The organism is Delftia sp. WY8, assembly GCF_018437695.1.
GTDB lineage: Bacteria > Pseudomonadota > Gammaproteobacteria > Burkholderiales > Burkholderiaceae_C > Comamonas > Comamonas tsuruhatensis.
The window spans coordinates 4,003,935-4,027,055 of sequence record NZ_CP049795.1; the positions used below are offsets into that span (position 1 = coordinate 4,003,935).

The 23,121-nt window shown below is 61.8% G+C and carries 33 protein-coding genes; 25 read left to right on the top strand and 8 right to left on the bottom strand.

The window, feature by feature from the left end; translation table 11 throughout:
- Positions 1-141 precede the first annotated feature (141 nt).
- The 16 genes from rpsL to G4D77_RS18545 all read left to right on the top strand — a co-directional run bounded on the left by rpsL (position 142) and on the right by G4D77_RS18545 (position 10,800).
- Positions 142-519: a 30S ribosomal protein S12 gene (gene rpsL / locus G4D77_RS18470; protein ID WP_003059441.1), complete on the top strand. Its 378-nt coding sequence runs from the start codon at positions 142-144 to the stop codon at positions 517-519.
- 160 nt (positions 520-679) lie between these two features.
- Positions 680-1,153, top strand: a complete 474-nt coding sequence (rpsG, locus tag G4D77_RS18475) for a 30S ribosomal protein S7 (protein ID WP_016448516.1) — start codon at positions 680-682, stop codon at positions 1,151-1,153.
- A 152-nt stretch (positions 1,154-1,305) separates the two neighbouring features.
- Positions 1,306-3,414, top strand: a complete 2,109-nt coding sequence (gene fusA, locus G4D77_RS18480; RefSeq protein ID WP_016448515.1) for an elongation factor G — start codon at positions 1,306-1,308, stop codon at positions 3,412-3,414.
- Between the two features lie 162 nt (positions 3,415-3,576).
- The gene (gene tuf / locus G4D77_RS18485) at positions 3,577-4,767 is read left to right on the top strand and encodes an elongation factor Tu (protein ID WP_016448514.1); all 1,191 of its coding nucleotides are present in this window, start codon (positions 3,577-3,579) and stop codon (positions 4,765-4,767) included.
- Positions 4,768-4,791: 24 nt separating this feature from the next.
- Positions 4,792-5,103 (top strand): 30S ribosomal protein S10, encoded by a 312-nt coding sequence (gene rpsJ / locus G4D77_RS18490; protein ID WP_003059431.1) that lies wholly within the window; start codon positions 4,792-4,794, stop codon positions 5,101-5,103.
- A gap of 211 nt (positions 5,104-5,314) precedes the next feature.
- Positions 5,315-5,989, top strand: coding sequence for a 50S ribosomal protein L3 (rplC, locus tag G4D77_RS18495; RefSeq protein ID WP_012202329.1), 675 nt, complete (start codon positions 5,315-5,317; stop codon positions 5,987-5,989).
- Positions 5,989-6,609: a 50S ribosomal protein L4 gene (rplD, locus tag G4D77_RS18500; RefSeq protein ID WP_012202330.1), complete on the top strand. Its 621-nt coding sequence runs from the start codon at positions 5,989-5,991 to the stop codon at positions 6,607-6,609. The genes rplC and rplD overlap by 1 nt, the downstream gene beginning before the upstream one ends.
- Positions 6,606-6,920 (top strand): 50S ribosomal protein L23, encoded by a 315-nt coding sequence (gene rplW / locus G4D77_RS18505; protein WP_012202331.1) that lies wholly within the window; start codon positions 6,606-6,608, stop codon positions 6,918-6,920. Before rplD ends, rplW begins: the two co-directional genes overlap by 4 nt.
- Before the next feature lie 2 nt (positions 6,921-6,922).
- On the top strand, positions 6,923-7,747 hold the full coding sequence (gene rplB / locus G4D77_RS18510) for a 50S ribosomal protein L2 (RefSeq protein WP_012202332.1): 825 nt from the start codon (positions 6,923-6,925) through the stop codon (positions 7,745-7,747).
- A 10-nt stretch (positions 7,748-7,757) separates the two neighbouring features.
- A complete protein-coding gene (gene rpsS, locus G4D77_RS18515) occupies positions 7,758-8,033 on the top strand; it encodes a 30S ribosomal protein S19 (RefSeq protein WP_012202333.1) in 276 nt (91 codons plus the stop codon).
- A 10-nt stretch (positions 8,034-8,043) separates the two neighbouring features.
- Positions 8,044-8,376: a 50S ribosomal protein L22 gene (gene rplV / locus G4D77_RS18520; protein WP_012202334.1), complete on the top strand. Its 333-nt coding sequence runs from the start codon at positions 8,044-8,046 to the stop codon at positions 8,374-8,376.
- A 16-nt stretch (positions 8,377-8,392) separates the two neighbouring features.
- Positions 8,393-9,265 (top strand): 30S ribosomal protein S3, encoded by an 873-nt coding sequence (gene rpsC / locus G4D77_RS18525; protein ID WP_012202335.1) that lies wholly within the window; start codon positions 8,393-8,395, stop codon positions 9,263-9,265.
- Between the two features lie 2 nt (positions 9,266-9,267).
- On the top strand, positions 9,268-9,684 hold the full coding sequence (gene rplP, locus G4D77_RS18530; protein ID WP_012202336.1) for a 50S ribosomal protein L16: 417 nt from the start codon (positions 9,268-9,270) through the stop codon (positions 9,682-9,684).
- Between the two features lie 10 nt (positions 9,685-9,694).
- Positions 9,695-9,892, top strand: coding sequence for a 50S ribosomal protein L29 (gene rpmC, locus G4D77_RS18535; protein WP_012202337.1), 198 nt, complete (start codon positions 9,695-9,697; stop codon positions 9,890-9,892).
- A 13-nt stretch (positions 9,893-9,905) separates the two neighbouring features.
- A complete protein-coding gene (gene rpsQ, locus G4D77_RS18540; protein ID WP_016448513.1) occupies positions 9,906-10,175 on the top strand; it encodes a 30S ribosomal protein S17 in 270 nt (89 codons plus the stop codon).
- 118 nt (positions 10,176-10,293) lie between these two features.
- Positions 10,294-10,800 carry a peroxiredoxin gene (locus G4D77_RS18545; protein ID WP_154833244.1) on the top strand — a complete coding sequence of 169 codons (507 nt, stop codon included), beginning with the start codon at positions 10,294-10,296 and terminating at the stop codon, positions 10,798-10,800.
- 107 nt (positions 10,801-10,907) lie between these two features.
- Here G4D77_RS18545 and G4D77_RS18550 read toward each other — a convergent pair whose 3' ends face one another.
- Together G4D77_RS18550 and G4D77_RS18555 are read right to left on the bottom strand one after the other, a co-directional pair.
- Positions 10,908-11,399 (bottom strand): GNAT family N-acetyltransferase, encoded by a 492-nt coding sequence (locus tag G4D77_RS18550; protein ID WP_016448511.1) that lies wholly within the window; start codon positions 11,397-11,399, stop codon positions 10,908-10,910.
- A gap of 65 nt (positions 11,400-11,464) precedes the next feature.
- Positions 11,465-12,163: a cytochrome b/b6 domain-containing protein gene (locus G4D77_RS18555; protein ID WP_016453566.1), complete on the bottom strand. Its 699-nt coding sequence runs from the start codon at positions 12,161-12,163 to the stop codon at positions 11,465-11,467.
- Between the two features lie 159 nt (positions 12,164-12,322).
- Between G4D77_RS18555 and G4D77_RS18560 the strand changes: the two genes are divergently transcribed.
- On the top strand, positions 12,323-12,769 hold the full coding sequence (locus tag G4D77_RS18560; RefSeq protein ID WP_016448509.1) for a c-type cytochrome: 447 nt from the start codon (positions 12,323-12,325) through the stop codon (positions 12,767-12,769).
- Between the two features lie 63 nt (positions 12,770-12,832).
- On the opposite strand, the gene G4D77_RS18565 is transcribed toward G4D77_RS18560, so the two are convergent.
- Positions 12,833-13,336 (bottom strand): TlpA disulfide reductase family protein, encoded by a 504-nt coding sequence (locus G4D77_RS18565; protein WP_017403794.1) that lies wholly within the window; start codon positions 13,334-13,336, stop codon positions 12,833-12,835.
- A gap of 152 nt (positions 13,337-13,488) precedes the next feature.
- On the opposite strand from G4D77_RS18565, the gene G4D77_RS18570 reads away from it, so the two are divergent.
- The 4 genes from G4D77_RS18570 (at position 13,489) to ptsP (ending at position 16,796) form a co-directional block, all read left to right on the top strand.
- Positions 13,489-14,082 carry a hypothetical protein gene (locus G4D77_RS18570; protein ID WP_227469533.1) on the top strand — a complete coding sequence of 198 codons (594 nt, stop codon included), beginning with the start codon at positions 13,489-13,491 and terminating at the stop codon, positions 14,080-14,082.
- A 118-nt stretch (positions 14,083-14,200) separates the two neighbouring features.
- Positions 14,201-14,662 carry a PTS sugar transporter subunit IIA gene (locus tag G4D77_RS18575; RefSeq protein ID WP_026061990.1) on the top strand — a complete coding sequence of 154 codons (462 nt, stop codon included), beginning with the start codon at positions 14,201-14,203 and terminating at the stop codon, positions 14,660-14,662.
- Positions 14,631-14,900, top strand: a complete 270-nt coding sequence (locus G4D77_RS18580; protein WP_016448505.1) for an HPr family phosphocarrier protein — start codon at positions 14,631-14,633, stop codon at positions 14,898-14,900. The genes G4D77_RS18575 and G4D77_RS18580 overlap by 32 nt, the downstream gene beginning before the upstream one ends.
- Before the next feature lie 117 nt (positions 14,901-15,017).
- A complete protein-coding gene (gene ptsP / locus G4D77_RS18585) occupies positions 15,018-16,796 on the top strand; it encodes a phosphoenolpyruvate--protein phosphotransferase (RefSeq protein WP_154833246.1) in 1,779 nt (592 codons plus the stop codon).
- A 311-nt stretch (positions 16,797-17,107) separates the two neighbouring features.
- On the opposite strand, the gene G4D77_RS18590 is transcribed toward ptsP, so the two are convergent.
- The 5 genes from G4D77_RS18590 to G4D77_RS18610 form a co-directional block, all read right to left on the bottom strand.
- Entirely contained in the window at positions 17,108-17,578 is a 471-nt protein-coding gene (locus G4D77_RS18590) for a hypothetical protein (RefSeq protein ID WP_154833248.1), read from the bottom strand.
- A 16-nt stretch (positions 17,579-17,594) separates the two neighbouring features.
- Positions 17,595-18,305 carry a hypothetical protein gene (locus G4D77_RS18595; RefSeq protein ID WP_034368188.1) on the bottom strand — a complete coding sequence of 237 codons (711 nt, stop codon included), beginning with the start codon at positions 18,303-18,305 and terminating at the stop codon, positions 17,595-17,597.
- 316 nt (positions 18,306-18,621) lie between these two features.
- Positions 18,622-19,602: a lipoyl synthase gene (gene lipA, locus G4D77_RS18600; protein WP_013800257.1), complete on the bottom strand. Its 981-nt coding sequence runs from the start codon at positions 19,600-19,602 to the stop codon at positions 18,622-18,624.
- A 10-nt stretch (positions 19,603-19,612) separates the two neighbouring features.
- Entirely contained in the window at positions 19,613-20,338 is a 726-nt protein-coding gene (gene lipB, locus G4D77_RS18605; RefSeq protein ID WP_016453561.1) for a lipoyl(octanoyl) transferase LipB, read from the bottom strand.
- Positions 20,335-20,652 (bottom strand): YbeD family protein, encoded by a 318-nt coding sequence (locus G4D77_RS18610; protein WP_016448499.1) that lies wholly within the window; start codon positions 20,650-20,652, stop codon positions 20,335-20,337. The genes lipB and G4D77_RS18610 overlap by 4 nt, the downstream gene beginning before the upstream one ends.
- 286 nt (positions 20,653-20,938) lie before the next feature.
- Here G4D77_RS18610 and G4D77_RS18615 point away from each other — a divergent pair, with 286 nt between their 5' ends.
- The 4 genes from G4D77_RS18615 to G4D77_RS18630 are packed head-to-tail and all read left to right on the top strand — an operon-like array spanning position 20,939 to position 23,112.
- Entirely contained in the window at positions 20,939-21,421 is a 483-nt protein-coding gene (locus G4D77_RS18615) for an ATP synthase subunit I (protein WP_016448498.1), read from the top strand.
- A gap of 21 nt (positions 21,422-21,442) precedes the next feature.
- Positions 21,443-22,306 carry a F0F1 ATP synthase subunit A gene (atpB, locus tag G4D77_RS18620; protein ID WP_016448497.1) on the top strand — a complete coding sequence of 288 codons (864 nt, stop codon included), beginning with the start codon at positions 21,443-21,445 and terminating at the stop codon, positions 22,304-22,306.
- A 51-nt stretch (positions 22,307-22,357) separates the two neighbouring features.
- A complete protein-coding gene (gene atpE / locus G4D77_RS18625) occupies positions 22,358-22,606 on the top strand; it encodes a F0F1 ATP synthase subunit C (RefSeq protein ID WP_011803767.1) in 249 nt (82 codons plus the stop codon).
- Positions 22,607-22,641: 35 nt separating this feature from the next.
- Positions 22,642-23,112 (top strand): F0F1 ATP synthase subunit B, encoded by a 471-nt coding sequence (locus G4D77_RS18630; RefSeq protein ID WP_016448496.1) that lies wholly within the window; start codon positions 22,642-22,644, stop codon positions 23,110-23,112.
- Positions 23,113-23,121 lie beyond the last annotated feature (9 nt).

A 23,121-nucleotide genomic window follows, 5' to 3' on the forward strand; every position in this document is an offset into this window, starting at 1 on the left:
GCAGGCCCTCGCGTACCGGCTTGAAGGGGGTGCAGTTGTGCGATCTCCTGCAAGCTGGTACAGTCGAGGGCTTTTCGGAATTTCCGAAGGGATTCACGTTTTCGCTTTTCGCAAGCAATTCACGTTTAGGGACGTTTATTAATGCCAACCATTAACCAACTCGTGCGTCAGGGCCGCACGGTCGAAGTTGTCAAATCCAAGAGCCCTGCTATGGAAAACTGCCCTCAGCGCCGCGGCGTGTGCACCCGTGTGTACACCACGACGCCCAAGAAGCCTAACTCCGCTCTGCGTAAGGTTGCCAAGGTGCGCCTGACCAACGGCTTCGAGGTCATCTCCTACATCGGTGGTGAAGGCCACAACCTGCAAGAGCACAGCGTTGTGCTGGTGCGCGGCGGCCGTGTGAAGGACTTGCCCGGTGTGCGTTACCACATCGTGCGTGGCTCCCTTGACCTGCAAGGCGTCAAGGACCGCAAGCAAGCCCGTTCCAAGTACGGCGCGAAGAAGCCCAAGGCCAAGTAAGCCCTGCGTTTTTTCGAAGAAGGTGCTGTATCCCGCGTGGCGCGAGATCCAGCGTAGTGACCCCAAACGCAAGTGTTTTGCGCGGGTCGAGTAAGTGGGAGTCCTGTTGGCTCTCGCGGTGTCTGAAAAGACGCCAACTGAAGCAAGATAGAGGTAAAAAATGCCACGTCGTCGCGAAGTCCCCAAACGTGAAATCCTGCCGGATCCCAAGTTCGGCAATGTCGAGCTGTCCAAGTTCATGAACGTGATCATGGAAGGCGGCAAGAAGGCGGTCGCAGAACGCATCATCTACGGTGCCCTGGACCTGATTCAAAAGAAGCACCCTGACAAAGACCCGCTGGAAGCCTTCATCGTTGCCATCAACAACGTGAAGCCCATGGTCGAAGTGAAGTCCCGCCGCGTCGGCGGTGCCAACTACCAGGTGCCCGTCGAAGTGCGTCCCGTGCGTCGCCTGGCCCTGTCCATGCGTTGGCTGAAGGAAGCTGCACGCAAGCGCGGCGAGAAGTCCATGGCCCAGCGCCTGGCCAACGAGCTGCTCGAGGCCACCGAAGGCCGTGGCGGCGCCATGAAGCGCCGTGACGAAGTGCACCGCATGGCCGAAGCCAACAAGGCGTTCAGCCACTTCCGCTTCTAAGAGCGCTTCGCTCCTGATCAGACGGGCCGCATGCATTTTTGCCTGCGGCCTTGTCTCGATTAGGAGCATCCCCAGATAAGACTGCTGTCCGTCTGCACCATGAGGCTGGAACGGGCAGAGACTCCCTCCATACGATCAATCAAGGATCCATCATGGCTCGCAAGACCCCCATCGAGCGCTACCGCAATATCGGTATCTCCGCCCACATCGACGCCGGCAAAACCACCACCACCGAACGTATCCTGTTCTACACCGGTGTGACCCACAAGCTGGGCGAAGTGCACGACGGCGCTGCTACGACCGACTGGATGGAGCAAGAGCAAGAGCGCGGCATCACCATCACTTCCGCTGCAGTGACCTGCTTCTGGAAGGGCATGGACCTGTCCTACCCCGAGCACCGTTTCAACATCATCGACACCCCCGGCCACGTGGACTTCACCATTGAGGTGGAGCGTTCCATGCGCGTGCTGGACGGCGCCTGCATGGTGTACTGCGCCGTGGGCGGCGTGCAGCCCCAGTCGGAAACCGTGTGGCGTCAGGCCAACAAGTACAAGGTGCCTCGTCTGGCCTTCGTGAACAAGATGGACCGTACCGGCGCCAACTTCTTCAAGGTCGTCGAGCAGATGAAGCTGCGCCTGAAGGCCAACCCCGTGCCCGTCGTGATCCCGATCGGTGCCGAAGAAAACTTCAAGGGCGTGGTCGACCTCGTCAAGATGAAGGCCATCATCTGGGACGAAGCCTCGCAAGGCATGAAGTTCGAATACCACGAAATCCCCGCCGAGCTGGTGGAGACCGCCAACAAGTGGCGTGAAAATCTCGTGGAAGCCGCTGCCGAAGCCAGCGAAGACCTGATGAACAAGTACCTGGAAGAAGGTACTCTGTCCGAAGAAGACGTGAAGGCCGGCCTGCGCGCTCGTACGCTGGCTACCGAAATCCAGCCCATGCTGTGCGGTACCGCCTTCAAGAACAAGGGTGTGCAGCGCATGCTGGACGCCGTGATCGACTACCTGCCGGCGCCTGTGGACATCCCTGACGTCACCGGTACCGATCCCGAAAACGAAGAAACCAAGCTCAGCCGCAAGGCAGACGACGGCGAAAAGTTCTCGGCCCTGGCCTTCAAGCTGATGACCGACCCGTTCGTCGGCCAGCTGACCTTCGTGCGCGTGTACTCGGGCGTCCTGACCAAGGGCGACACCGTGTTCAACTCGGTCAAGGGCAAGAAGGAGCGTATCGGCCGTATCGTGCAGATGATGGCCAACGAGCGCGTGGAAGTCGAAGAAATCCGCGCCGGCGACATCGCTGCCTGCGTGGGCCTGAAGGACGTGACCACCGGCGAAACGCTGTGCGCCGTCGAAGCTCCCATCGTGCTGGAACGCATGGTCTTCCCCGAGCCCGTGATTGCACAGGCCGTGGAGCCCAAGTCCAAGGCCGACCAGGAAAAGATGGGCATCGCCCTGTCGCGCCTGGCTGCTGAAGATCCGTCCTTCCGCGTGCGCACCGATGAAGAATCGGGCCAGACCATCATCGCCGGCATGGGCGAGCTGCACCTGGAAATCATCGTTGACCGCATGAAGCGCGAATTCAACGTGGAAGCCAACGTGGGCAAGCCCCAGGTGGCCTACCGCGAAACCATTCGCCAGAAGGTTACCGATGTGGACGGCAAGTTCGTTCGCCAGTCCGGCGGCAAGGGCCAGTACGGCCACGTCGTGCTGACCCTGGAACCCCAGGAAGCCGGCAAGGGCTTCGAGTTCGTCGACGAAATCAAGGGCGGTGTGGTTCCTCGCGAATACATCCCTGCGGTCGAGAAGGGCGTGATCGAGGCGCTGACTTCCGGCGTGCTGGCCGGCTACCCCGTGGTGGACGTCAAGGTGCGCCTGACCTTCGGTTCGTACCACGATGTGGACTCGAACGAAATGGCCTTCAAGATGGCTGCCATCTTCGGCTTCAAGGAAGGCGCCAAGAAGGCCAGCCCCGTCATCCTCGAGCCCATGATGGCCGTGGAAGTCGAGACGCCTGAAGACTACGCCGGCACCGTGATGGGCGACCTGTCCTCGCGTCGCGGCATGGTCCAGGGCATGGACGACATGGCCGGCGGTGGCAAGTCCATCAAGGCCGAAGTGCCGCTGTCGGAAATGTTCGGCTACGCCACTTCGCTGCGTTCGCAGACGCAAGGCCGCGCTACGTACACGATGGAGTTCAAGCACTACGCCGAAGCTCCCCGCAACGTGGCCGAAGCCATCGTGGCTGCTCGCGCCAAGTAAGGCTTTTTGTATAATCGAAGGCTTTTGAGTCGCAGCCCCTGAAAAGGGGCTGCGATTTTTGCCGGTCTGCGATCCCATGCCGTCCTGTCACCTGTGCGGGGCGACCAAGCAATGGGATGCAGACCTTAAACATCACACAGGTTTTGCTCTTTCGGAGAAATCATGGCAAAGGAAAAATTCGAGCGGACCAAGCCCCACGTCAACGTGGGCACCATCGGTCACGTGGACCACGGCAAGACGACCCTGACGGCTGCCATCGCCACCGTTCTGTCCAAGAAGTTCGGCGGCGAAGCCAAGGCTTACGACCAGATCGACGCAGCACCTGAAGAAAAGGCTCGCGGCATCACGATCAACACCGCCCACGTCGAGTACGAAACGGCCAACCGCCACTACGCTCACGTTGACTGCCCCGGCCACGCCGACTACGTCAAGAACATGATCACCGGCGCTGCTCAGATGGACGGCGCTATCCTGGTGTGCTCGGCCGCTGACGGCCCGATGCCCCAGACCCGCGAGCACATCCTGCTGGCTCGTCAGGTGGGCGTGCCCTACATCATCGTGTTCCTGAACAAGTGCGACATGGTGGACGACGAAGAGCTGCTGGAGCTGGTCGAAATGGAAGTGCGCGAGCTGCTGGCCAAGTACGACTTCCCCGGCGACGACACCCCCATCATCCGCGGCTCGGCCAAGCTGGCCCTGGAAGGTGACGCAAGCGACAAGGGCGAGCCCGCCATCCTGCGTCTGGCTGAAGCCCTGGACACCTACATCCCCACGCCCGAGCGCGCTGTGGACGGTGCCTTCGCAATGCCCGTGGAAGACGTGTTCTCGATCTCCGGCCGTGGCACCGTGGTGACCGGTCGCGTGGAGCGCGGCATCATCAAGGTCGGCGAAGAAATCGAAATCGTCGGTATCCGCGACACCCAGAAGACCATCGTCACCGGCGTGGAAATGTTCCGCAAGCTGCTGGACCAAGGCCAGGCTGGCGACAACGTGGGCCTGTTGCTGCGCGGCACCAAGCGTGAAGACGTGGAACGCGGCCAAGTGCTGTGCAAGCCCGGCTCCATCAAGCCCCACACCCACTTCACGGCTGAGGTGTACGTGCTGTCCAAGGACGAAGGTGGTCGCCACACTCCGTTCTTCAACAACTACCGTCCCCAGTTCTATTTCCGCACGACCGACGTGACCGGCTCCATCGAGCTGCCCGCCGACAAGGAAATGGTGATGCCTGGCGATAACGTGTCGATCACCGTCAAGCTGATCGCCCCCATCGCCATGGAAGAAGGTCTGCGCTTCGCTATCCGCGAAGGCGGCCGTACCGTGGGCGCTGGCGTGGTTGCAAAGATCATTGCGTAATTCTTAGAAAACTAGGAATACACAATGTCCAAGCAAAAAATCCGCATCCGCCTGAAGGCGTTTGACTACAAGCTGATCGACCAGTCGGCTGCTGAAATCGTTGACACTGCCAAGCGCACCGGCGCCATCGTCAAGGGTCCCGTGCCCCTGCCGACACGCATGAAGCGCTTCGACATCCTGCGCTCGCCGCACGTCAACAAGACCAGCCGCGACCAGTTCGAAATCCGCACTCACCAGCGCCTGATGGACATCGTTGACCCGACTGACAAGACGGTTGACGCTCTGATGAAGCTGGACCTGCCCGCAGGTGTGGACGTCGAGATCAAGCTGCAATAAGTACTTCACAGGCCCCTTGCGGGGCCGTTGAAGGGCTTTGATTTAACGCGAACTTGCTTGAAAAGGCAGTTCGCGTTAAAATTTGGGGCTTCGCCTTTCTTGAGCGAAGTTTTATCAACCTTCTTTCGTGCGCAAGGCCTTGGTCATCTGGGGCGGGAGCGCAACGCTGGGCCAATTGCAGTTTCAGCGGCGGAAGTTTTGGAGCAAACAAATGAGTCTGAGCAACTCCCTCGGGTTGCTGGGTCGCAAGGTGGGCATGATGCGTCTGTTCACTGATGATGGGGACGCAGTGCCTGTCACAGTGGTGGATGTGTCGAACAACCGCGTGACTCAGGTCAAAACCCAAGAGAACGATGGCTACGTGGCCCTGCAGGTCACTTTCGGTTCGCGCAAGGCATCTCGCGTGACCAAGCCAGAAGCCGGCCACCTTGCCAAGGCAGGTGTCGAAGCCGGTGAAGTGATGGGTGAATTCCGCGTGACCGAAGAAACCGCTGGCAAGTACGCCGCAGGCTCCGTCCTGCCCGTCGCCGAGCTGTTCTCGGTGGGCCAGAAGGTGGACGTGCAAGGCACTTCCATCGGTAAGGGCTTCGCCGGCACCATCAAGCGTCACAACTTCCGCTCGCAGCGCGCCTCGCACGGCAACAGCCGTTCGCACAATGTTCCCGGCTCCATCTCGATGGCCCAGGATCCAGGTCGCGTGTTCCCGGGCAAGAAGATGACCGGCCACATGGGCGATGAAACCATCACCACCCAAAATCTCGACGTGGTTCGCATTGACGAAGCACGCCAACTGCTCTTGATCAAGGGCGCTGTTCCGGGCTCCAAGGGTGGCTTCGTGACGGTGCGCCCCGCCATCAAGGCCAAAGCTTCCAAGGGAGCGAACTAATGCAGCTCGAACTCCTGAATGAACAAGGCCAGGCCGCATCCAAGTTTGATGCGCCCGAGACTGTTTTCGGCCGTGAATTCAACGAAGACCTCGTCCACCAGATCGTGATCGCCTACCGTGCCAACGCACGCCAGGGCACTCGCGCTCAGAAGGACCGCGAGCAGGTTCGTCACACGACCGCCAAGCCGTTCAAGCAAAAGGGCACCGGCCGTGCTCGTGCCGGTATGTCCTCCTCGCCTCTGTGGCGTGGCGGCGGCCGCATCTTCCCGAATCTGCCTGAAGAAAACTTCACGCAGAAGATCAACAAGAAGATGTACCGCGCCGGCATGGTTGCCATCCTGTCGCAGCTGGCCCGCGAAGGCCGTCTGGCCGTGGTGGACTCGCTCAAGCTCGAAAGCCCCAAGACCAAGGTGCTGGCCGACAAGTTCAAGGCCATGAACCTGGAATCGGTCATGGTGATCGCTGAAGAAGTCGACGAGAACCTGTACCTGGCTTCCCGCAATCTGAAGAACGTGTTCGTGGTCGAGCCGCGCTACGCCGACCCCGTGTCGCTGGTGCACTACAAGAAAGTGCTCGTCACCAAGGGTGCGATCGACAAACTCAAGGAGATGTTCGAATGAGCACGCTCAAGTTTGACGAAGGTCGTCTGATGCAGGTGTTGGTTGCTCCCATCGTGTCCGAAAAGGCCACCATGGTTGCAGAGAAGTCCAACGCCGTGACGTTCAAGGTGCTGCAGAGCGCCACCAAGCATGAAATCAAGGCCGCCGTGGAACTGATGTTCAAGGTGGAAGTTGCTGGTGTCTCCGTGGTGAACATCAAGGGCAAGACCAAGCGCTTTGGCAAGACCACCGGCCGCCGCGACCACGTTCGCAAGGCCTACGTGATGCTCAAGCCCGGTCAAGAGCTGAACCTGTCCGGGGAGGCTGCGTAATCATGGCTGTTATCAAGCTCAAACCGACGACCCCCGGCCAACGCGGCACGGTCAAGGTCACGCGTGACCATCTGCACAAGGGTGCAGGTTTCGCCCCCCTGCTGGAGCCTCAGCACCAGAAGTCGGGCCGTAACAACAACGGTCACATCACCACCCGTCACAAGGGCGGTGGCCACAAGCACCACTATCGCGTGGTGGACTTCAAGCGCACCAAGGACGGCATCCCCGCCAAGGTCGAGCGCATTGAGTACGACCCCAACCGTACGGCCCACATCGCTCTGGTGTGCTATGCCGACGGCGAGCGTCGCTACATCATTGCTCCGCGCAACCTGGAAGTCGGCGCAACGATCGTCAGCGGTTCGGAAGCCCCGATCCGCGTGGGCAACACCCTGCCGATCCGCAACATCCCCGTGGGTTCGACCATCCACTGCATCGAACTGAAGATCGGCGCTGGCGCGCAGATCGCCCGTTCGGCTGGTACGTCGGCTACGCTGCTGGCCCGTGAAGGCATCTACGCCCAAGTGCGTATGCGTTCCGGCGAAGTGCGCAAGGTGCACATCGAATGCCGCGCGACCATCGGTGAAGTCGCCAACGAAGAGCACAGCCTGCGCCGTCTGGGCAAGGCCGGTGTGAAGCGCTGGATGGGTATCCGCCCGACCGTTCGCGGCGTGGTGATGAACCCTGTCGATCACCCGCACGGTGGTGGTGAAGGCAAGACCGGTGAAGGTCGTCACGCTGTTGACCCATGGGGCAACCTGACGAAGGGCTACCGTACCCGTAACAACAAGCGCACGCAGTCGATGATTGTGTCGCGTCGTAAGAAGTAAAGGGTAGCAAATGACTCGTTCTCTTAAAAAGGGTCCGTTTGTTGACCATCACTTGCTGGCAAAGGCCGAGAAGGCCGTCGCCACCAAGGACAAGAAGCCCGTCAAGACCTGGTCGCGTCGCTCCATGGTTCTGCCCGAGTTCATCGGTCTGACCATTGCCGTGCACAACGGCAAACAGCACGTGCCCGTGTATGTGACTGACCAGATGGTCGGCCACAAGCTCGGCGAATTCGCGCTGACCCGTACCTTCAAGGGTCACCCGGCGGACAAAAAAGCCAAGAAGTAAGGAATAGAACATGTCTGAAACACGTGCTGTTCTCCGTGGCGTCCGCCTGTCTGTGGACAAGGGTCGCCTGGTCGCGGACCTGATCCGCGGCAAGAAAGTGGACCAAGCCCTGAACATCCTGACGTTCACGCAGAAAAAAGCTGCCGTGATCATCAAGAAGGTGCTCGAGTCCGCCATCGCCAACGCCGAGCACAACGACGGCGCCGACATCGACGAACTGAAGGTCAAGACCATCTTCGTCGAACAAGGCACCACGCTCAAGCGCTTCACCGCGCGTGCAAAGGGCCGCGGCAATCGCATCAGCAAGCCCACGTGCCACGTGTACGTGACGGTTGGCAACTGAAAGGCCTGGGAAGAATATGGGACAGAAAATCCATCCTACCGGCTTCCGCCTGGCTGTTAGCCGCAACTGGGCCAGCCGTTGGTACGCAAGCAACCGCGACTTCGCCGGCATGCTGGCCGAAGACATCAAGGTGCGCGAGTTCCTGAAGGCCAAGCTGAAGAACGCCGCCGTGTCGCGCATCCTGATCGAGCGTCCTGCAAAGAACGCCCGCATCACGATCTTCTCGGCACGTCCTGGTGTCGTGATCGGCAAGAAGGGCGAGGACATCGAGAACCTGAAGAAGGAACTCGCAACCCGTCTGGGCGTGCCCGTGGCTGTGAACATCGAAGAAGTGCGCAAGCCTGAAATCGATGCCAAGCTGATCGCCGACTCGATCTGCCAGCAGCTCGAAAAGCGCATCATGTTCCGCCGCGCCATGAAGCGTGCGATGCAAAACGCCATGCGTCTGGGTGCCCAAGGCATCAAGATCATGTCTTCGGGCCGTCTGAACGGTATCGAAATTGCACGCTGCGAGTGGTACCGCGAAGGCCGTGTGCCACTTCACACGCTGCGCGCCGACATCGACTATGGCTTCTCCGAAGCCAAGACGACCTACGGTGTGATCGGTGTGAAGGTCTGGGTCTACAAGGGTGACACGCTGGGTCGTAACGACCTGCCGGCAGCCGAGACCCCCCGCCCCGAAGAAGAGCGTCGTCCTCGCGGCCCCCGTCGCGATGGTCGCGGCGATGGTCGTCGTGACGGTGCTGGCCGTGGTGCCCGCCGCCCCGCAGGCGCTAACGCAGCACCTGCAGACGGCAGCGACAAGCCCGCCGGCGCTGGCGCTGATTCCGTTAAGCGCGTTCGCAAGACTGACGCGCCCGCTACAGCAGCGGACGGTAAAGGAGAATAAAGATGCTGCAACCTGCTCGCCGCAAATACCGCAAGGAGCAAAAGGGTCGCAACACCGGTATTGCAACGCGTGGTAACTCCGTTGCTTTCGGTGACTTCGGCCTGAAGTCCACTGACCGTGGTCGCCTGACGGCACGTCAGATCGAAGCGGCTCGCCGCGCGATCTCGCGTCACGTCAAGCGCGGCGGTCGTATCTGGATCCGCGTGTTCCCGGACAAGCCAATCTCTACCAAGCCCGCAGAAGTGCGTATGGGTAACGGTAAGGGCAACCCCGAGTACTACGTGGCCGAAATCCAGCCCGGCAAGGTGCTCTACGAAATCGTGGGCGTCCCTGAAGAGCTGGCTCGTGAAGCGTTCCGCCTGGCCGCTGCAAAGCTGCCGCTGCGTACGACCTTCGTGTCCCGTCAAATTGGTGCCTAAGGAGAACAACATGACGAAAGCTGCTGAACTCCGCCAAAAAGACGTTGCCGGCCTGGAAGCCGAAGTGAAGTCCCTGCAAAAGGCTCACTTTGGTCTGCGTATGCAGAAGGCCACGCAACAGCTGGGTAACACGAACACGCTGCGTACCACGCGCCGTGACATCGCCCGCGCCAAGACCATCCTTGCTGAAAAGCAAGCCGCCAAGTAATCAGGAAGCCGACATGACGGAAGCTAAAAAATCCCTCAAGCGCACCTTGATTGGCAAGGTGGTCAGCGACAAGCGTGCCAAGACCGTGACGGTCATGGTTGAACGCCGCGTCAAGCACCCGATCTATGACAAGATCATGATCAAGTCCAGCAAGTACCACGCTCACGACGAGCAAGGTGAGTACAAGCTGGGCGACGTGATCGAAATCACGGAAAGCCGCCCGCTGTCCAAGACCAAGAACTGGGTTGCTACCCGCTTGGTGCAAAAGGCTGCTCTGGTGTAAGCCTACCTAGGCCCACCGGCTGCAAAGCCACAGGAAACGACCCACAATGTGGGTCGTTTTTTCGTTTGGGGACCGCCATTTCGGCGGCCCCCGGTTTTGCACCACAAAGGAGATAGAGATGATCAAAGTCGGAGATGCCCTGCCCGCTGCCACCCTGATGGAATACGTGGAAGTCGAAGGCAATGGCTGCAGCATCGGCCCCAACCCCGTGAAGCTGCCCGAAGCCGCTGCAGGCAAGACCATCGCGGTCTTCGCCGTGCCCGGTGCATTCACTCCCACCTGCTCGGCCAAGCATGTGCCCGGCTTCGTGGAGCAGGCCGAAGCCTTCAAGGCTGCCGGCGTGGACGAGATCTGGTGCCTGTCGGTCAACGACGCCTTCGTGATGGGCGCATGGGCCCGCGACCAGAAGACCGATGGCAAGGTGCGCATGCTGGCCGACGGCGACGCCGCATTCGCCAAGGCCACCGGCCTGACGCTGGATCTGAACGGCAAGGGCCTGGGCCTGCGCAGCAACCGCTATTCCATGCTGGTCAAGGACGGCAAGGTCGTCACGCTGAACGTGGAAGGCCCTGGCAAGTTCGAGGTCAGCGACGCGGCCACTTTGCTGGACCAGGCCAAGGCCTGATCGCGCTGCAGGCCTTCTGGCCTGCGCACCGCGCTATTGCGAAAAAAGGCATTGCACCCGGGTGCAATGCCTTTTTGTATTGGGGGCGCTGGTTCGGCCAGGCCGGCCTAGAAAATATCGGCCTTGAGGTAGTGCGCCCCCGCGATGGGGTTGTGATAGTAGGGCGGGATTTCCTCGAAGCCCAGGTCGACGTAGAGGGCGCGGGCCGATTCCATGTCGTCCAGCGTGTCCAGCAGCACATGGTCATAGCCGGCCTGGCGCGCCACATCAAGCATGGCTTCGGCCAGCTGCCGACCCAGTCCGAAACCGCGAAAGGCCTTGCGCACGAACAGGCGCCTCATCTCGGCGGCATTGGCGTAGTCGCAGTTGTCCAGGGGGCGCAGGGCGCAGCAGCCGGCCACTGCGCCATCGACCCTGGCCAGCAGGATGTGGCCGCGCGGCGCAGCGTAGTCGCCGGGCAGATCGGCGATCTCGGCCTCGAAATCTTGAAATTGCAGATCGACATCCAGGCTTGCAGCGTACTCCCGGAAGATCTGGCGGACTTCGTCCCAGTCTTCCGCGGGATTCGGCGCCAGCAAGGCGACAGCAGGCTTGTCCACGGGCACTCAGCTAAAACGACGGAAAGCGCAGTGTAGCGGCAAGCGGCCCACCTCTGGCTGCGCCGTCAGAAAGCGCCACCAAGCTGCTGTACCCACCATGCCGCAGCGCCTGCCCCGAAGGCCAGGGCCAAGGCCAGCCAACGGCTGCCTGCCGTGTCGCGTGAGGCGGGTACTGGCGCGGACAACTGTTTGTCCCCGGTCACCATGGCTCGCACCAGGCCGCGCCCGCGCCAGGCATAGAACACGATGGCCAGAAGATGCAGGGCCACCAGTGCGTACAGCAAATACTGTCCCCAATGCGCGTGATAGGCCGTGGCCTGCGCCACCGTGTCGCCCGATGCGAAGCGGCTCAGCGGCCCGGAGAACGCAATCTCGTCATCGCTGAGCAATCCGCTGCCTACCTGGGCGATCAGCACCGCCAGCATGGCCAGCACGGACAGAGCGCCCAACGGGCTGTGGCCTGCGCTGTCGCTCTCCGCTCCTTGTCCGCGCAGATGGCGCAGCAGGGCGGAAGGTGCATGGATGAAGCTGGCAAAGCGCGACCAGCGGCCACCCACCAGGCCCCACAACAGGCGAAACAGCAGCAAGGCCAGCATGACATGGCCCAGCAGCAGATGCCAGTTCATGGCATTGCCGCCCAGTTTGGCCGTCACGACCAGGGCAATCACGGTTGCGGCCAGCAGCCAGTGAAACAGCCGGGTGGGCAGGTCCCAGATGCGGACCTTGTGCTTGGCGGCGCCTTGTGCGGTCGGTTCTTGTGCCATGGCATGAGCGTGTGGGTGGGAATGAGTGCATTGTGCCGACCTGCATTCCGGAGCCGGCAGTCAATGCACCCTGGCTGCGGTCAATCAAAGCTGCGCCCGCAAGGCGTCACTGCCATACTGACCCGGCAGATTTCCCCACACTCGAAAAGGAAAACCACGATGAAGAAAGTTTCTGCATGGGCGCTGGCCGCCCTGGTGGCCGCTACCGCGCTGCCGGCTTCCGCCCAGTTTGCCAAGTCCGAGGACGCCATCAAGTACCGCCAGGGCGCGCTGGCCGTGCTGGGCCAGCACTTCGGTCGCCTGGGTGCGATGGCGAACGGAAAGATCCCCTTCGATGCCAAGGCGGCCCAGGAAAACGCCGAGGTGGTGGCCTTCATGGCCAAGCTGCCCTGGGCAGGTTTCGGCGCAGGCACGGAGGGTGGAAAGGCCAAGCCTGAAATCTGGAAGGAGCAGGCCAAGTTCCAGGATCTGTCGGAGAAGATGCAGGCCGAGACGGTCAAGCTCGCTGCTGCGGCCAAGTCCGGCAACCTGGACCAGCTCAAGGCGGCCTTCGGCCCGGCCGCTGCCAGCTGCAAGGCCTGCCACGACAGCTTCCGCAGCCGCTGATCGGCATGCAGATGCAAAAAAACCGGCGTGATGCCGGTTTTTTCTGGGCTTGCCTGCGCCGTATCAGGCTTCGGCCAGCAGTTTCTCGATCAGCCGGTGCAACTCGGCGAAGTCAGGCGCTCCCACATAGCGCTTCACGATGTCGCCGCGCTTGTTGACGATGTAGGTGGTAGGCGTCAGCTGCACATCACCCCAGGCGCGGGCCACGGCGCCGGTGTTGTCCAGCGCCACCTTGAACGGCAGCTTGCGCGAATCGGCGAAGTTCACCACATAGCTGGGCGGGTCGTAGCTCATGGCCACGGCCAGGGTCTCGAAGCCCTGGCCCTGGAATTTCTGGTGGGTGGCGACGATCTCCGGCATCTCGGCCACGCAGGTGGTGCAGCTGGTGGCCCAGAAATTGACCAGCGTCACCTTGCCCTTGAAATCGGCCGTGGTCTGCTTGCTGCCATCCAGCAGCACGAAGGTCGATTGCGGCGCCGCCGTCTGGCCTGCGCCCGAATACACCCATGCGCCCATTCCGGCGGCTGCGGCGATCACCACGCCTGCGATCCAATGTTTGCTTGCCATAGCGACGATTGTGCCCAAAGTTGTGCCCGTAGGCCTGCACGCATGCCGTGCACCGCGTTTCGATGCGCGGCAAGGGCAAAAGTTCGGGTCTCGGTCAAGCGGGCCGTGTCGATAATGCCGGCATGACATTGATGGAAAGCTTTTTGATCCCCATGGCAAGGCTCCGCGCTCCTGCCATGCGGCTTGCTGCCGCTGTGCTGGTGTTGACGCCCTTGGCCGCATGCAGTCCCCGGCTGGATTGGCGGCAGGTTGCGGTCGAGGGCACGCCACTGCGTGTGCTTTTGCCTTGCGATCCGCAATCGGCCACCCGGCCGGTGGAACTGGGCCAGGGCATGGGCACGGTGCAGATGTCCATGATGGGATGCGACGCCGATGCGTCCACCTACGCGGTTTCCCACTTCCTGGTCAGCGAGCCCTCCAGGGCCGCCGAGATGCTGTCGTACTGGCAGGCGGCCGTGCTCGGTCAGATGAATCCGGGTGCGCCGGGACAGGCGCCGGCCGGCGCCAAGCAATTGCGCTCCAAGGAAGATGGCTCCTTCGTGCCTGCAGGCGCCTTGAATCTGCCGCAGTCGCTGCGCACCACGTTTGAAGGCGTGGGCCCCCAGGGCTGGAAGCTCACGGCCCATGGCGTGTGGTTTGCACGAATGGAGCCGGCGGGCGCGCGCCTCTACCATGCCGTGATCTACAGCGACAAGCCGCGCACAGACGAGGCCAACAACTTCTTCGCCAGCCTGCAACTGCAGTAGCAACAGGTTTGGAGCCACGGATGCGGGAGGCAACTGTGGCATGGAGCGCAGCGCAGGCGCGCCGTTTGCCCTGCATGCGCCTTCGCACGCCATAATCGACTCCGAACCCTGTGACTTCATGACCACGCGCATCCTTTTGTTCACCCACGCACCTTTGGCCCAGGCACTGCGCGAATGCGCCCTGCATGTGTTCGCCGACAGTGCCGAGGACGTCCTTGCCCTGGATGTGCCCGCTCAGGAGCCGCCCGAGGCCACCCTGATGCGTGCCGAGCAGTTGCTTGAAGACCATGGCGGCCTGCTGGGGCTGCCCACGCTGGTGCTGACCGACCTCTTTGGTGCGACGCCCTGCAACGTGGCGCAGCGCCTTGTGGCGCAACTGCCTGCCGGGCGGCTGGTGGCCGGAGTGAACTTGCCCATGCTGCTGCGCTCCATAGGCTATCGCCACGAGGCGCTGGAAGCCGTGGCCGAGCGTGCCTTGGCGGGAGGCAGCCATGGGGTGATGCAGGTGGGCGTGAACACGCCTCAGAACCAGAGTCCGCGACCATCCAATGATCAAGACCCCTATCACCATCAGCAATAAACTGGGCCTGCACGCCCGCGCCTCTGCCAAGCTCACCAAGCTTGCAGGCAGCTTTCCCTGCGAAGTCTGGATGAGCAAGGGCGAGCGGCGCATCAATGCCAAGAGCATCATGGGCGTGATGATGCTGGCTGCCGGCATGGGCTCCGAGGTGCTGCTGGAGACCGACGGAGCACAGGAGCAGGAAGCCATGGATGCGCTGACCGCCCTGATCAACGACAAGTTTGGCGAAGGCCAGTAATGTGCCTTTGCGGCGCTGGCAGACGGTGAGCGCAACAGAGCAACACGCGCTGGAACTGGACGATGCCGCATTGCGACGGTCCGGGGCCTGCGCAGCAGCAGGCAAAGGACAGGCGCAATGACGTTTGCAATCCACGGACTGGCCGTGTCACGGGGTATCGCCATAGGGCGTGCGGTGGTGGTGGCCTCCAGCCGCATGGAGGTGGTGCACTACTTCATCCGGCCCGACCAGGTGGACGCGGAAATCGACCGTGCCCGCAGTGCGCGCAATGCCGTCATCGACGAGCTGCGCCGCCTGCAGGATGAAATGCCCAAGGATGCGCCGGGCGAGCTCGATGCCTTGCTCGACGTCCACCTGCTGCTTTTGCAGGACGAGGCCCTGGCCGCCGCCATCAAGCACTGGATATCCGATCGCCTCTACAACGCCGAATGGGCGCTGACCACGCAGCTGGAGGTCGTCTCGCGCCAGTTCGACGAGATGGAGGACGAATACCTGCGCGAGCGCAAGGCGGACCTCGAGCAGGTGGTCGAGCGCATCCTGCGCCATATGAAGGGCATGGCCAGCCCCGTGCCCGCACCGGCCGAGCTGTTGGCAGTCGAGGCAACGGGGGAGAGCACGCCGCCGCAGCAGCCGCTGCTGCTCGATGGCGCCACCGAGGCGCCGCTGGTTCTGGTGGCGCAGGACCTGTCGCCAGTGGACATGCTGCAGTTCAAGAGCCGGTTGTTTGCCGGCTTCATCACGGCCGTGGGTGGCCGCACTTCGCACACGGCCATCGTGGCGCGCAGCATGGACATTCCTGCCGTGGTCGGCGCCCGGGCTGCGGGGCAACTGATCCGCCAGGACGACTGGATCATCATCGACGGCAATGCAGGGGTCGTCATCGTCGATCCCTCACCCATCATCCTGGCCGAATATGGCTTTCGCCAGCGCCAGAACGAGCTCGAGCGCGAGCGCCTCTCGCGCCTGCGCCACACGCCTGCGCTGACGCTGGACGGAGAGCGTATCGAGCTGCTGGCCAACATCGAGCAGCCCGGCGACGGGCCTGCGGCCGTGCATGCGGGCGCGGTGGGCGTGGGGCTGTTCCGCACGGAATTCCTGTTCATGGGGCGTGGCGGCAACCTGCCCGGCGAGGAAGAGCAATACCGGGCCTACCGCGAAGCCGTGGATGGAATGCAGGGCATGCCCGTGACCATTCGCACGCTGGACGTGGGCGCCGACAAGCCGCTGGACAAGGCCCAGCCCAAGGACTACTACCTGAACCCCGCGCTGGGTCTGCGCGCCATCCGCTGGAGCCTGGCCGATCCGGCCATGTTCCGCACCCAGCTGCGCGCCATCCTGCGTGCTGCCGCGCATGGGCAGATCCATCTGCTGTTCCCCATGCTGGCCCACCAAAGCGAGATCGAGCAGACCCTGGCCCAGGTGAGGTTGGCGCAAAGCGAGCTTGACGCGCGCGGCGTGGCGCACGGCCCGGTCAAGCTGGGCGCCATGATCGAGGTGCCTGCGGCAGCGCTGATCGTGCGCACCTTCCTGCGCTATTTCGACTTCCTGTCCATCGGCACCAACGACCTGATCCAGTACACGCTGGCCATCGACCGCGCCGACGAGACCGTGGCCCATCTCTACGATCCCCTGCATCCCGCCGTGCTCAAGCTGGTGGCGGATGTGATCGCCGAAGGAAGGGAGCAAGGCAAGAGCGTCTGTGTCTGCGGGGAGACCGCCGGCGATGTGGCCATGACGCGCCTGCTGCTGGGCCTGGGCCTGCGCAGCTTTTCCATGCATCCGGCGCAGATCCTGGTCGTCAAGCAGGAAATCTTGCGTGCCGACACACGCAAGCTGGCCGCCTGGGCGCAGGAAGTCCTTCGTTCGGACAGCCCGGCAGCGCTGCTGAGCCCATGACTTCGGTCAAGTGAAGACGCGAGGCAAAAAAATCACAACTTCAGTTGCGATTGATTCTCATTCGATGTTATGATCCGCTCCAATGCAGCAAGAAGCTCTCTGGTGGGGAATTCGAGCTGCAAGCTTTTTCAGTTTCATCGTGGGGCGACTCGCCAGGCCTGTTCAGCCTGCAGCAAGTCGGTTTGCCAGCCAGCGGTCTGCCGGTTAGCCAGGCTTTTTTTCTACGTGGAACGGGAAAGCACGATTGCATTCAATTCAAGCAGGGCATGCACGTTGGCCCTGCTTTTTTATTGCCTTCAACTGCGTCGGCATCAGTTGTTTTCCGGCTCAGGATGGCCTCGTACGACAAAGCGCCGCGAAAACCCCAGGGGGCGCGTGACGGCGCGCGGATCGCCAAGAAATGGCAGCCGGAATCCAGGTTCCTGCAGGATTTCGACACTCCAGTCCGTATTTCCCATGAATCGAAATCGCACCAGCGATCGTTCGTCCGATGGCAGCAACGAGAAGCTGCCCGTGGAATACATGCTGCCTATCACGGCCTTGTCGAGTGCCTGCAAATTCTCGTCGAGCAGCGTGATCCGCAGCATCTCCTCCATGGGCGTGTCATCGGTGGTGAACAGAAGGTAGAGGTCGTTCCATTGAAAGGCTGCCTCGAGAATGGTGCCGTCCACCAGAAAGGGCGTTGCATTCCCGTTGAGCACCAGGCGGCTTTGCGGTACCTGCCCTGCAGGATGGGATGCGGCGGGCTGCAGTGACAACTGCCGGTCGGAGAGGATGCGCATCTGTTGTCCTGAAGTGTCACCAGAGGAATTCGACGCCTATGGCAGCCAGTGCCCCGCCGACAAATGCGCCGACCACCACGCAAGCAGGTGCCCCGGGCCCGCAGGCCAGCCCGGCCAGGGCACCACCTGCCATGCCTCCACCGATCCCGGCACCTGTGACGGCCAATTCCTTGCCGGCGGCCTCCACCTTGTTGTCTGCGTTGGCGATGGTGTAGACCGATACCGCAATGGAGAAGACCAGGAGGCCGCGTCCTGCCCGGGAGAGCGTGCGCATTCTCTGGGTGATGGCGGCATTGGACTTGCCGGCGGATTTGACGATTTCGCCATACACGGCGTTTTGCTGGGCCGCCGTGAGGCGATCGAACCGCACGTTGGGGCCGTGCAATTGCTGGGCCTTGCGGGCAATCAGCTCATTGAGCGTCTTGCCCTCGCTCTTGATGCGTTGCGCCATGGCTCTGCCCACGGGGGTGCTGCGGCCTCGGATGATCTCCATGATGACATTGCGCGCCTCCTGGGCCTGTTGTGCAGCCTGTCCCCAGGTGATGCGACCGCTCGTGGCCTGCAACTGAAGCTCGTTGGCCATGGCCTGAATCTGTCGGGCATAGGCCAGGCGTGCAGATGAGTCCAGCGAGAGATGCACCCCGGCATTGGCAACCTCTGCTTTCAGTGCCTGTATGGCGGCATCGAATGCTGCACGGTCCTTTTGCTCGTCATTGGCCATATGCACTTATCCCTTTGTCAATGGAGCGGCGCCCGAACGCCCGAAATCCGGGATTTCATGTCGTTGAGCCGCATTCCTGGGTCGTTCGGATTTTTTGAATGCAGAAAGCATTCGGAAAATCGGCATCATAAAGAGATCGGGAAATTCATCAACCGAGATGCCGGTGACACATGGCATCGATTGTTTGTTGCTGAATGTGTATTCAGGTCAAAACCGGCGCCTGAATGGCATGCCTCCAGACATGAAAAAGGGGATGGCCTGCAAAGGCCATCCCCGAAGTGCGTGAAGAAGGCCGCCCTGCAGGCAGGCGGCCATCGCCGGCTCAGACGCCGGCGGCGTGTGCCTGCTGGTCCGCGTGGTAGCTCGAGCGCACCATGGCGCCCACGGCTGCATGCGTGAAGCCCATCTTGTACGCCTCTTCCTCGAACATCTTGAAGGTGTCGGGGTGCACGTAGCGACGCACCGGCAGGTGGCTGTTGCTGGGTGCCAGGTATTGGCCGATGGTCAGCATGTCGATGTCATGCGCACGCATGTCGCGCATGACCTGCAGGATTTCCTCATCGGTCTCGCCCAGGCCGACCATGATGCCGCTCTTGGTCGGAACCTTGGGGTGCAAGGCCTTGAACTTCTTGAGCAGGTTCAGCGAGAACTGGTAGTCCGAGCCGGGACGCGCTTCCTTGTACAGGCGCGGTGCGGTCTCCAGGTTGTGGTTCATCACATCGGGAGGCGCGGCCTTGAGGATTTCCAGCGCACGGTCGTCGCGGCCACGGAAGTCGGGCACCAGGATCTCGATCTGGGTCAGCGGCGAGAGCTCGCGGATGTTCTTGATGCACTCGACGAAGTGGCCCGAGCCACCATCGCGCAGGTCGTCGCGATCCACGCTGGTGATGACCACGTATTTCAGGCGCAGCTCGGCAATCGTCTTGGCGAGGTTGAGCGGTTCGTTGGTGTCCAGCGGGTCGGGACGGCCGTGGCCCACATCGCAGAACGGGCAGCGGCGCGTGCACTTGTCTCCCATGATCATGAAGGTGGCCGTGCCCTTGCCAAAGCACTCGCCGATGTTGGGGCAGGAGGCTTCCTCGCAGACCGTGTGCAGCTTGTTGGCGCGCAGGATGTCCTTGATCTCGTAGAAGCGCGTGGTGGGGCTGCCCGCCTTGACGCGAATCCACTCGGGCTTCTTGAGTGCTTCGCCATGCTCGACCTTGATCGGGATGCGCGAAAGCTTCGCTGCCGCCTTCTGCTTGGCCAGCGGGTTGTACTCGGCTTGTGACTGCGCTTCGCGCACGACGGTGTTGGTGGTCATGGTTCTGGATTCAGGGGGCTAGGCGGCGCTGCAACTGTCGTCCCAGCACGCGCGCGGCTTCGTCCCAGGTTGTCTGAACGCCGATTGTAGAAAGGTCCACCGTTTGCAGCCCTGCGTAGCCGCAAGGGTTGATCCGGCCGTAGGGTTCCAGGTCCATGGCGGCGTTCAATGCAACGCCGTGATAGGTGCAATGCCGGCTGACCTTGATGCCCAGGGCTGCAATCTTGCCAAGCCCCGAAAAATCGGGTTGGGGCGCGGGCGAGCCGGGTGCGCGCAGTTGCGGGCGCTGGGGCAGCATGGCATGGCTGCGAGGGTCGTCGAGGCGCACGTAGATGCCGGGGGCGCCTTCCACGCGGTGGCCGGTGATGCCGAAATGCTCCAGCGTGCGGATGACCGCATCCTCGATGCGGAACACGTATTCCTTGACGAAGTAGCCCAGGCGCTGCAGGTCCAGCAAGGGATAGGCGACCACCTGGCCCGGGCCGTGGTAGGTGACCTGTCCGCCGCGGTTGGTGGCCACCACGGGAATGTCGCCAGGGCTCAGCAAGTGGTCACTTTTGCCGGCGAGGCCTTGTGTGAAATGTGCGGAGTGCTCGCATATCCACAGCTCGTCGCGCGTGCCGGCGTCGCGTTGGCTGGTGAAGGCCTGCATGGCCTGCACCGTGGCCTCGTAGTCCGTGCGGCCCAGCAGGCGCAGGTCCAATGACTGCGACTGCTGCGCGTCAAGGGTGCTCACAGCACCACTTTCACCAGCGGATGCGAGGTGAAGGCGCGGTACAGATCGTCGAGTTGTTCGCGGCTGGTCGCCGTCACCGTGACGGTGACGCCCAGGTATTTGCCGCTGCTGCTGGGGCGCAATTCAATGGTGCTGGCGTCAAAGGCAGGGTCGAAGCGTTGGGCGATCTGGGTGATCTCGTGCACCAGATGCTCGGCCTTGACGCCCATGACCTTGATGGGGAACTGCGACGGGTACTCGATCAGCGAATCCTTGCGCGGGTCCGCGCCCGGCTCGGTGGCTGGGGTGGGGGTAGGGGTGGAGGCGTCGGTCATAGGTGAATCAAGGTTAATCGCTTGGCGTTGGAGGCGATTGTGCGCTATCGTTCGCGGCCATGTCGCAGCCCGGGGCTGCCGCGTCGTCCGCCACGAGAACTCCACGCACAACAAACAAGTGGCCTGCGGCGCGAGGCTGGCGCTGTTGGCCGGCTGCCACACAGCCCGGTCGCCGCCTCCGTTTTGGGCATGCCCGTAACAACCCCTATCGTTCGGCAGGGGTTTTTACTTATAATCAGAGGCTTTGTGAAAAAGTCTTGTCTGGTCTGCGGCCTTAGAGAATTCAATGAAAAACTACGCCGCCGACACAGACGCTGACAGGGAACTTGAGGGCGAGGATTCCGACTTCAAGCCCCTGACCTCCGAGGAGGCTCAGGAGTGGCGCACGCGAAACCCGCAGATGTCTGTGTGGCGTTTCGTGGTGGTCCAGGCGGTGGTGGGCGTGCTGGTGGCACTGGTCGCATGGCTGGTGACGGGGCGCGCCGAAGTCGGATGGTCGGCTGCCTACGGTGCCTTGTCGGTGGTGTTGCCGGCAGCGCTGTTTGCGCGTGCCGTCGTACGAAAGAGGCCGGGCGGCGCTGCAGCCGCCATGGTGGGAATTTTTGGCTGGGAACTGGTGAAGCTGGTGCTGTGCATTGCCATGCTGGCGGCTGCACCCAAGCTGGTCCCGGGGCTGAGTTGGCTGGCGCTGCTGGCGGGCTTGGTAGTCGTCATGAAAACGTATTGGGTCGCGCTGATAGTGCGATCCAGTGTCCGAAAAACCGATTGATATTTGAAGAGAAGTTGACCGATGGCCGCAGACGCGCACGCACCTACTGCAAGTGAATACATCGTTCACCACCTGCAGCACCTCCAGAACATCAAGCAAAAGTCGATCATCGACTTTTCGGTCATCAACCTGGACTCGATCGTCGTCAGCGCCACGCTGGGCGTGCTGAGCCTGTTCGTGCTGTGGCTTGCCGCGCGCAAGGCCACATCGGGCGTTCCGGGGCGCTTCCAGGCGGCTGTAGAGCTGCTGGTCGAGATGGTGGACAACCAGGCCAAGGCCAACATCCACAACGCGCAAAGCCGCAAGTTCATCGCTCCCCTGGCACTGACCGTGTTCGTGTGGATCTTCATGATGAACGCCATGGACATGCTGCCGGTGGACCTGCTGCCGGTGCTGTGGCAGGGCTTCCAGGGTGACTCGCACGCCTACCTGCGCGTCGTTCCCACGGCTGACCTCTCGACCACGCTGGGCCTGTCCTCGGCCGTGCTGATCCTGTGCTTCTTCTACAGCATCAAGATCAAGGGCATGGGCGGCTGGGCCCACGAACTGGTGACTGCCCCGTTCGGCACCAGCAAGAATCCCGTGTTTGCACTGATCCTGGGTGTCGTGAACCTGGCCATGCAAATCATTGAATATGTCGCCAAGACGGTTTCGCATGGCATGCGACTGTTCGGCAACATGTACGCTGGTGAGTTGGTGTTCTGTCTGATCGCTCTGATGGGCGGTGCGGCTGCCATGTCGCTTTCCGGTGTGTTGCTCCCCTTGGGGCACATCATTGCAGGCTCTATCTGGGCGATCTTCCACATTCTGATCATCACCCTGCAGGCCTTCATTTTCATGATGCTGACGCTGATCTATCTCGGCCAGGCGCATGAAGCCCACTGACCATTTCCTTTCCCTCTCAACCTTTCTCTTTCTTTAATCTCAGGAGTCATCATGGAAAACATTCTCGGTCTCGTCGCTCTGGCTTGTGGTCTGATCGTTGGTCTGGGCGCTATCGGCGCTTCGATCGGTATCGCCCTGATGGGTGGCAAGTTCCTGGAATCGTCGGCACGTCAGCCTGAGCTGATCAACGAACTGCAAACCAAGATGTTCATCTTGGCCGGTCTGATCGACGCTGCCTTCCTGATCGGTGTGGCCATCGCTCTGCTGTTCGCTTTCGCCAACCCCTTCGTCCTGGCCTAAGCTCCGATCAACGCCCTAGATAGAAAGGTGTTGCCGTGAGTATCAACGCGACCCTGTTCGTCCAGGCCATCGTTTTCCTGATCCTGGTGCTGTTCACGATGAAGTTCGTGTGGCCCCCGATCGCGAAGGCGCTGGATGAACGAGCTCTGAAAATCGCCGATGGCCTCGCTGCTGCCGACAAGGCCAAGACCGACCTGGCCGCTGCCAACAAGCGCGTCGAGCAGGAACTGGCCCAGACGCGCAACGAAACGGCATCGCGGCTTGCGGACGCCGAACGCCGTGCCCAGGCCATCATCGAAGAAGCCAAGGCCCGTGCCTCCGAAGAAGGCAACAAGATTGTTGCTGCTGCCCGCGCCGAGGCCGAGCAGCAGACAATCCAGGCCCGTGAAGCCCTGCGCGAGCAAGTGGCTGCGCTGGCCGTCAAGGGCGCCGAGCAGATCCTGCGCAAGGAAGTGGATGCCGGCGTCCATGCCGACCTGCTGAACCGCCTGAAGACCGAGCTGTAAGGAAGAGCA

Coding starts and splice junctions, on each gene's coding strand:
- rpsL (WP_003059441.1), top strand. CDS start 142: ATGCCAACCATTAACCAACTCGTGCGTCAGGGCCGCACGGTCGAAGTT.
- rpsG (WP_016448516.1), top strand. CDS start 680: ATGCCACGTCGTCGCGAAGTCCCCAAACGTGAAATCCTGCCGGATCCC.
- fusA (WP_016448515.1), top strand. CDS start 1,306: ATGGCTCGCAAGACCCCCATCGAGCGCTACCGCAATATCGGTATCTCC.
- tuf (WP_016448514.1), top strand. CDS start 3,577: ATGGCAAAGGAAAAATTCGAGCGGACCAAGCCCCACGTCAACGTGGGC.
- rpsJ (WP_003059431.1), top strand. CDS start 4,792: ATGTCCAAGCAAAAAATCCGCATCCGCCTGAAGGCGTTTGACTACAAG.
- rplC (WP_012202329.1), top strand. CDS start 5,315: ATGAGTCTGAGCAACTCCCTCGGGTTGCTGGGTCGCAAGGTGGGCATG.
- rplD (WP_012202330.1), top strand. CDS start 5,989: ATGCAGCTCGAACTCCTGAATGAACAAGGCCAGGCCGCATCCAAGTTT.
- rplW (WP_012202331.1), top strand. CDS start 6,606: ATGAGCACGCTCAAGTTTGACGAAGGTCGTCTGATGCAGGTGTTGGTT.
- rplB (WP_012202332.1), top strand. CDS start 6,923: ATGGCTGTTATCAAGCTCAAACCGACGACCCCCGGCCAACGCGGCACG.
- rpsS (WP_012202333.1), top strand. CDS start 7,758: ATGACTCGTTCTCTTAAAAAGGGTCCGTTTGTTGACCATCACTTGCTG.
- rplV (WP_012202334.1), top strand. CDS start 8,044: ATGTCTGAAACACGTGCTGTTCTCCGTGGCGTCCGCCTGTCTGTGGAC.
- rpsC (WP_012202335.1), top strand. CDS start 8,393: ATGGGACAGAAAATCCATCCTACCGGCTTCCGCCTGGCTGTTAGCCGC.
- rplP (WP_012202336.1), top strand. CDS start 9,268: ATGCTGCAACCTGCTCGCCGCAAATACCGCAAGGAGCAAAAGGGTCGC.
- rpmC (WP_012202337.1), top strand. CDS start 9,695: ATGACGAAAGCTGCTGAACTCCGCCAAAAAGACGTTGCCGGCCTGGAA.
- rpsQ (WP_016448513.1), top strand. CDS start 9,906: ATGACGGAAGCTAAAAAATCCCTCAAGCGCACCTTGATTGGCAAGGTG.
- G4D77_RS18545 (WP_154833244.1), top strand. CDS start 10,294: ATGATCAAAGTCGGAGATGCCCTGCCCGCTGCCACCCTGATGGAATAC.
- G4D77_RS18555 (WP_016453566.1), bottom strand. CDS start 12,163: ATGGCACAAGAACCGACCGCACAAGGCGCCGCCAAGCACAAGGTCCGC.
- G4D77_RS18560 (WP_016448509.1), top strand. CDS start 12,323: ATGAAGAAAGTTTCTGCATGGGCGCTGGCCGCCCTGGTGGCCGCTACC.
- G4D77_RS18565 (WP_017403794.1), bottom strand. CDS start 13,336: ATGGCAAGCAAACATTGGATCGCAGGCGTGGTGATCGCCGCAGCCGCC.
- G4D77_RS18570 (WP_227469533.1), top strand. CDS start 13,489: ATGGCAAGGCTCCGCGCTCCTGCCATGCGGCTTGCTGCCGCTGTGCTG.
- G4D77_RS18575 (WP_026061990.1), top strand. CDS start 14,201: ATGACCACGCGCATCCTTTTGTTCACCCACGCACCTTTGGCCCAGGCA.
- G4D77_RS18580 (WP_016448505.1), top strand. CDS start 14,631: ATGATCAAGACCCCTATCACCATCAGCAATAAACTGGGCCTGCACGCC.
- ptsP (WP_154833246.1), top strand. CDS start 15,018: ATGACGTTTGCAATCCACGGACTGGCCGTGTCACGGGGTATCGCCATA.
- G4D77_RS18590 (WP_154833248.1), bottom strand. CDS start 17,578: ATGCGCATCCTCTCCGACCGGCAGTTGTCACTGCAGCCCGCCGCATCC.
- lipA (WP_013800257.1), bottom strand. CDS start 19,602: ATGACCACCAACACCGTCGTGCGCGAAGCGCAGTCACAAGCCGAGTAC.
- G4D77_RS18610 (WP_016448499.1), bottom strand. CDS start 20,652: ATGACCGACGCCTCCACCCCTACCCCCACCCCAGCCACCGAGCCGGGC.
- G4D77_RS18615 (WP_016448498.1), top strand. CDS start 20,939: ATGAAAAACTACGCCGCCGACACAGACGCTGACAGGGAACTTGAGGGC.
- atpB (WP_016448497.1), top strand. CDS start 21,443: ATGGCCGCAGACGCGCACGCACCTACTGCAAGTGAATACATCGTTCAC.
- atpE (WP_011803767.1), top strand. CDS start 22,358: ATGGAAAACATTCTCGGTCTCGTCGCTCTGGCTTGTGGTCTGATCGTT.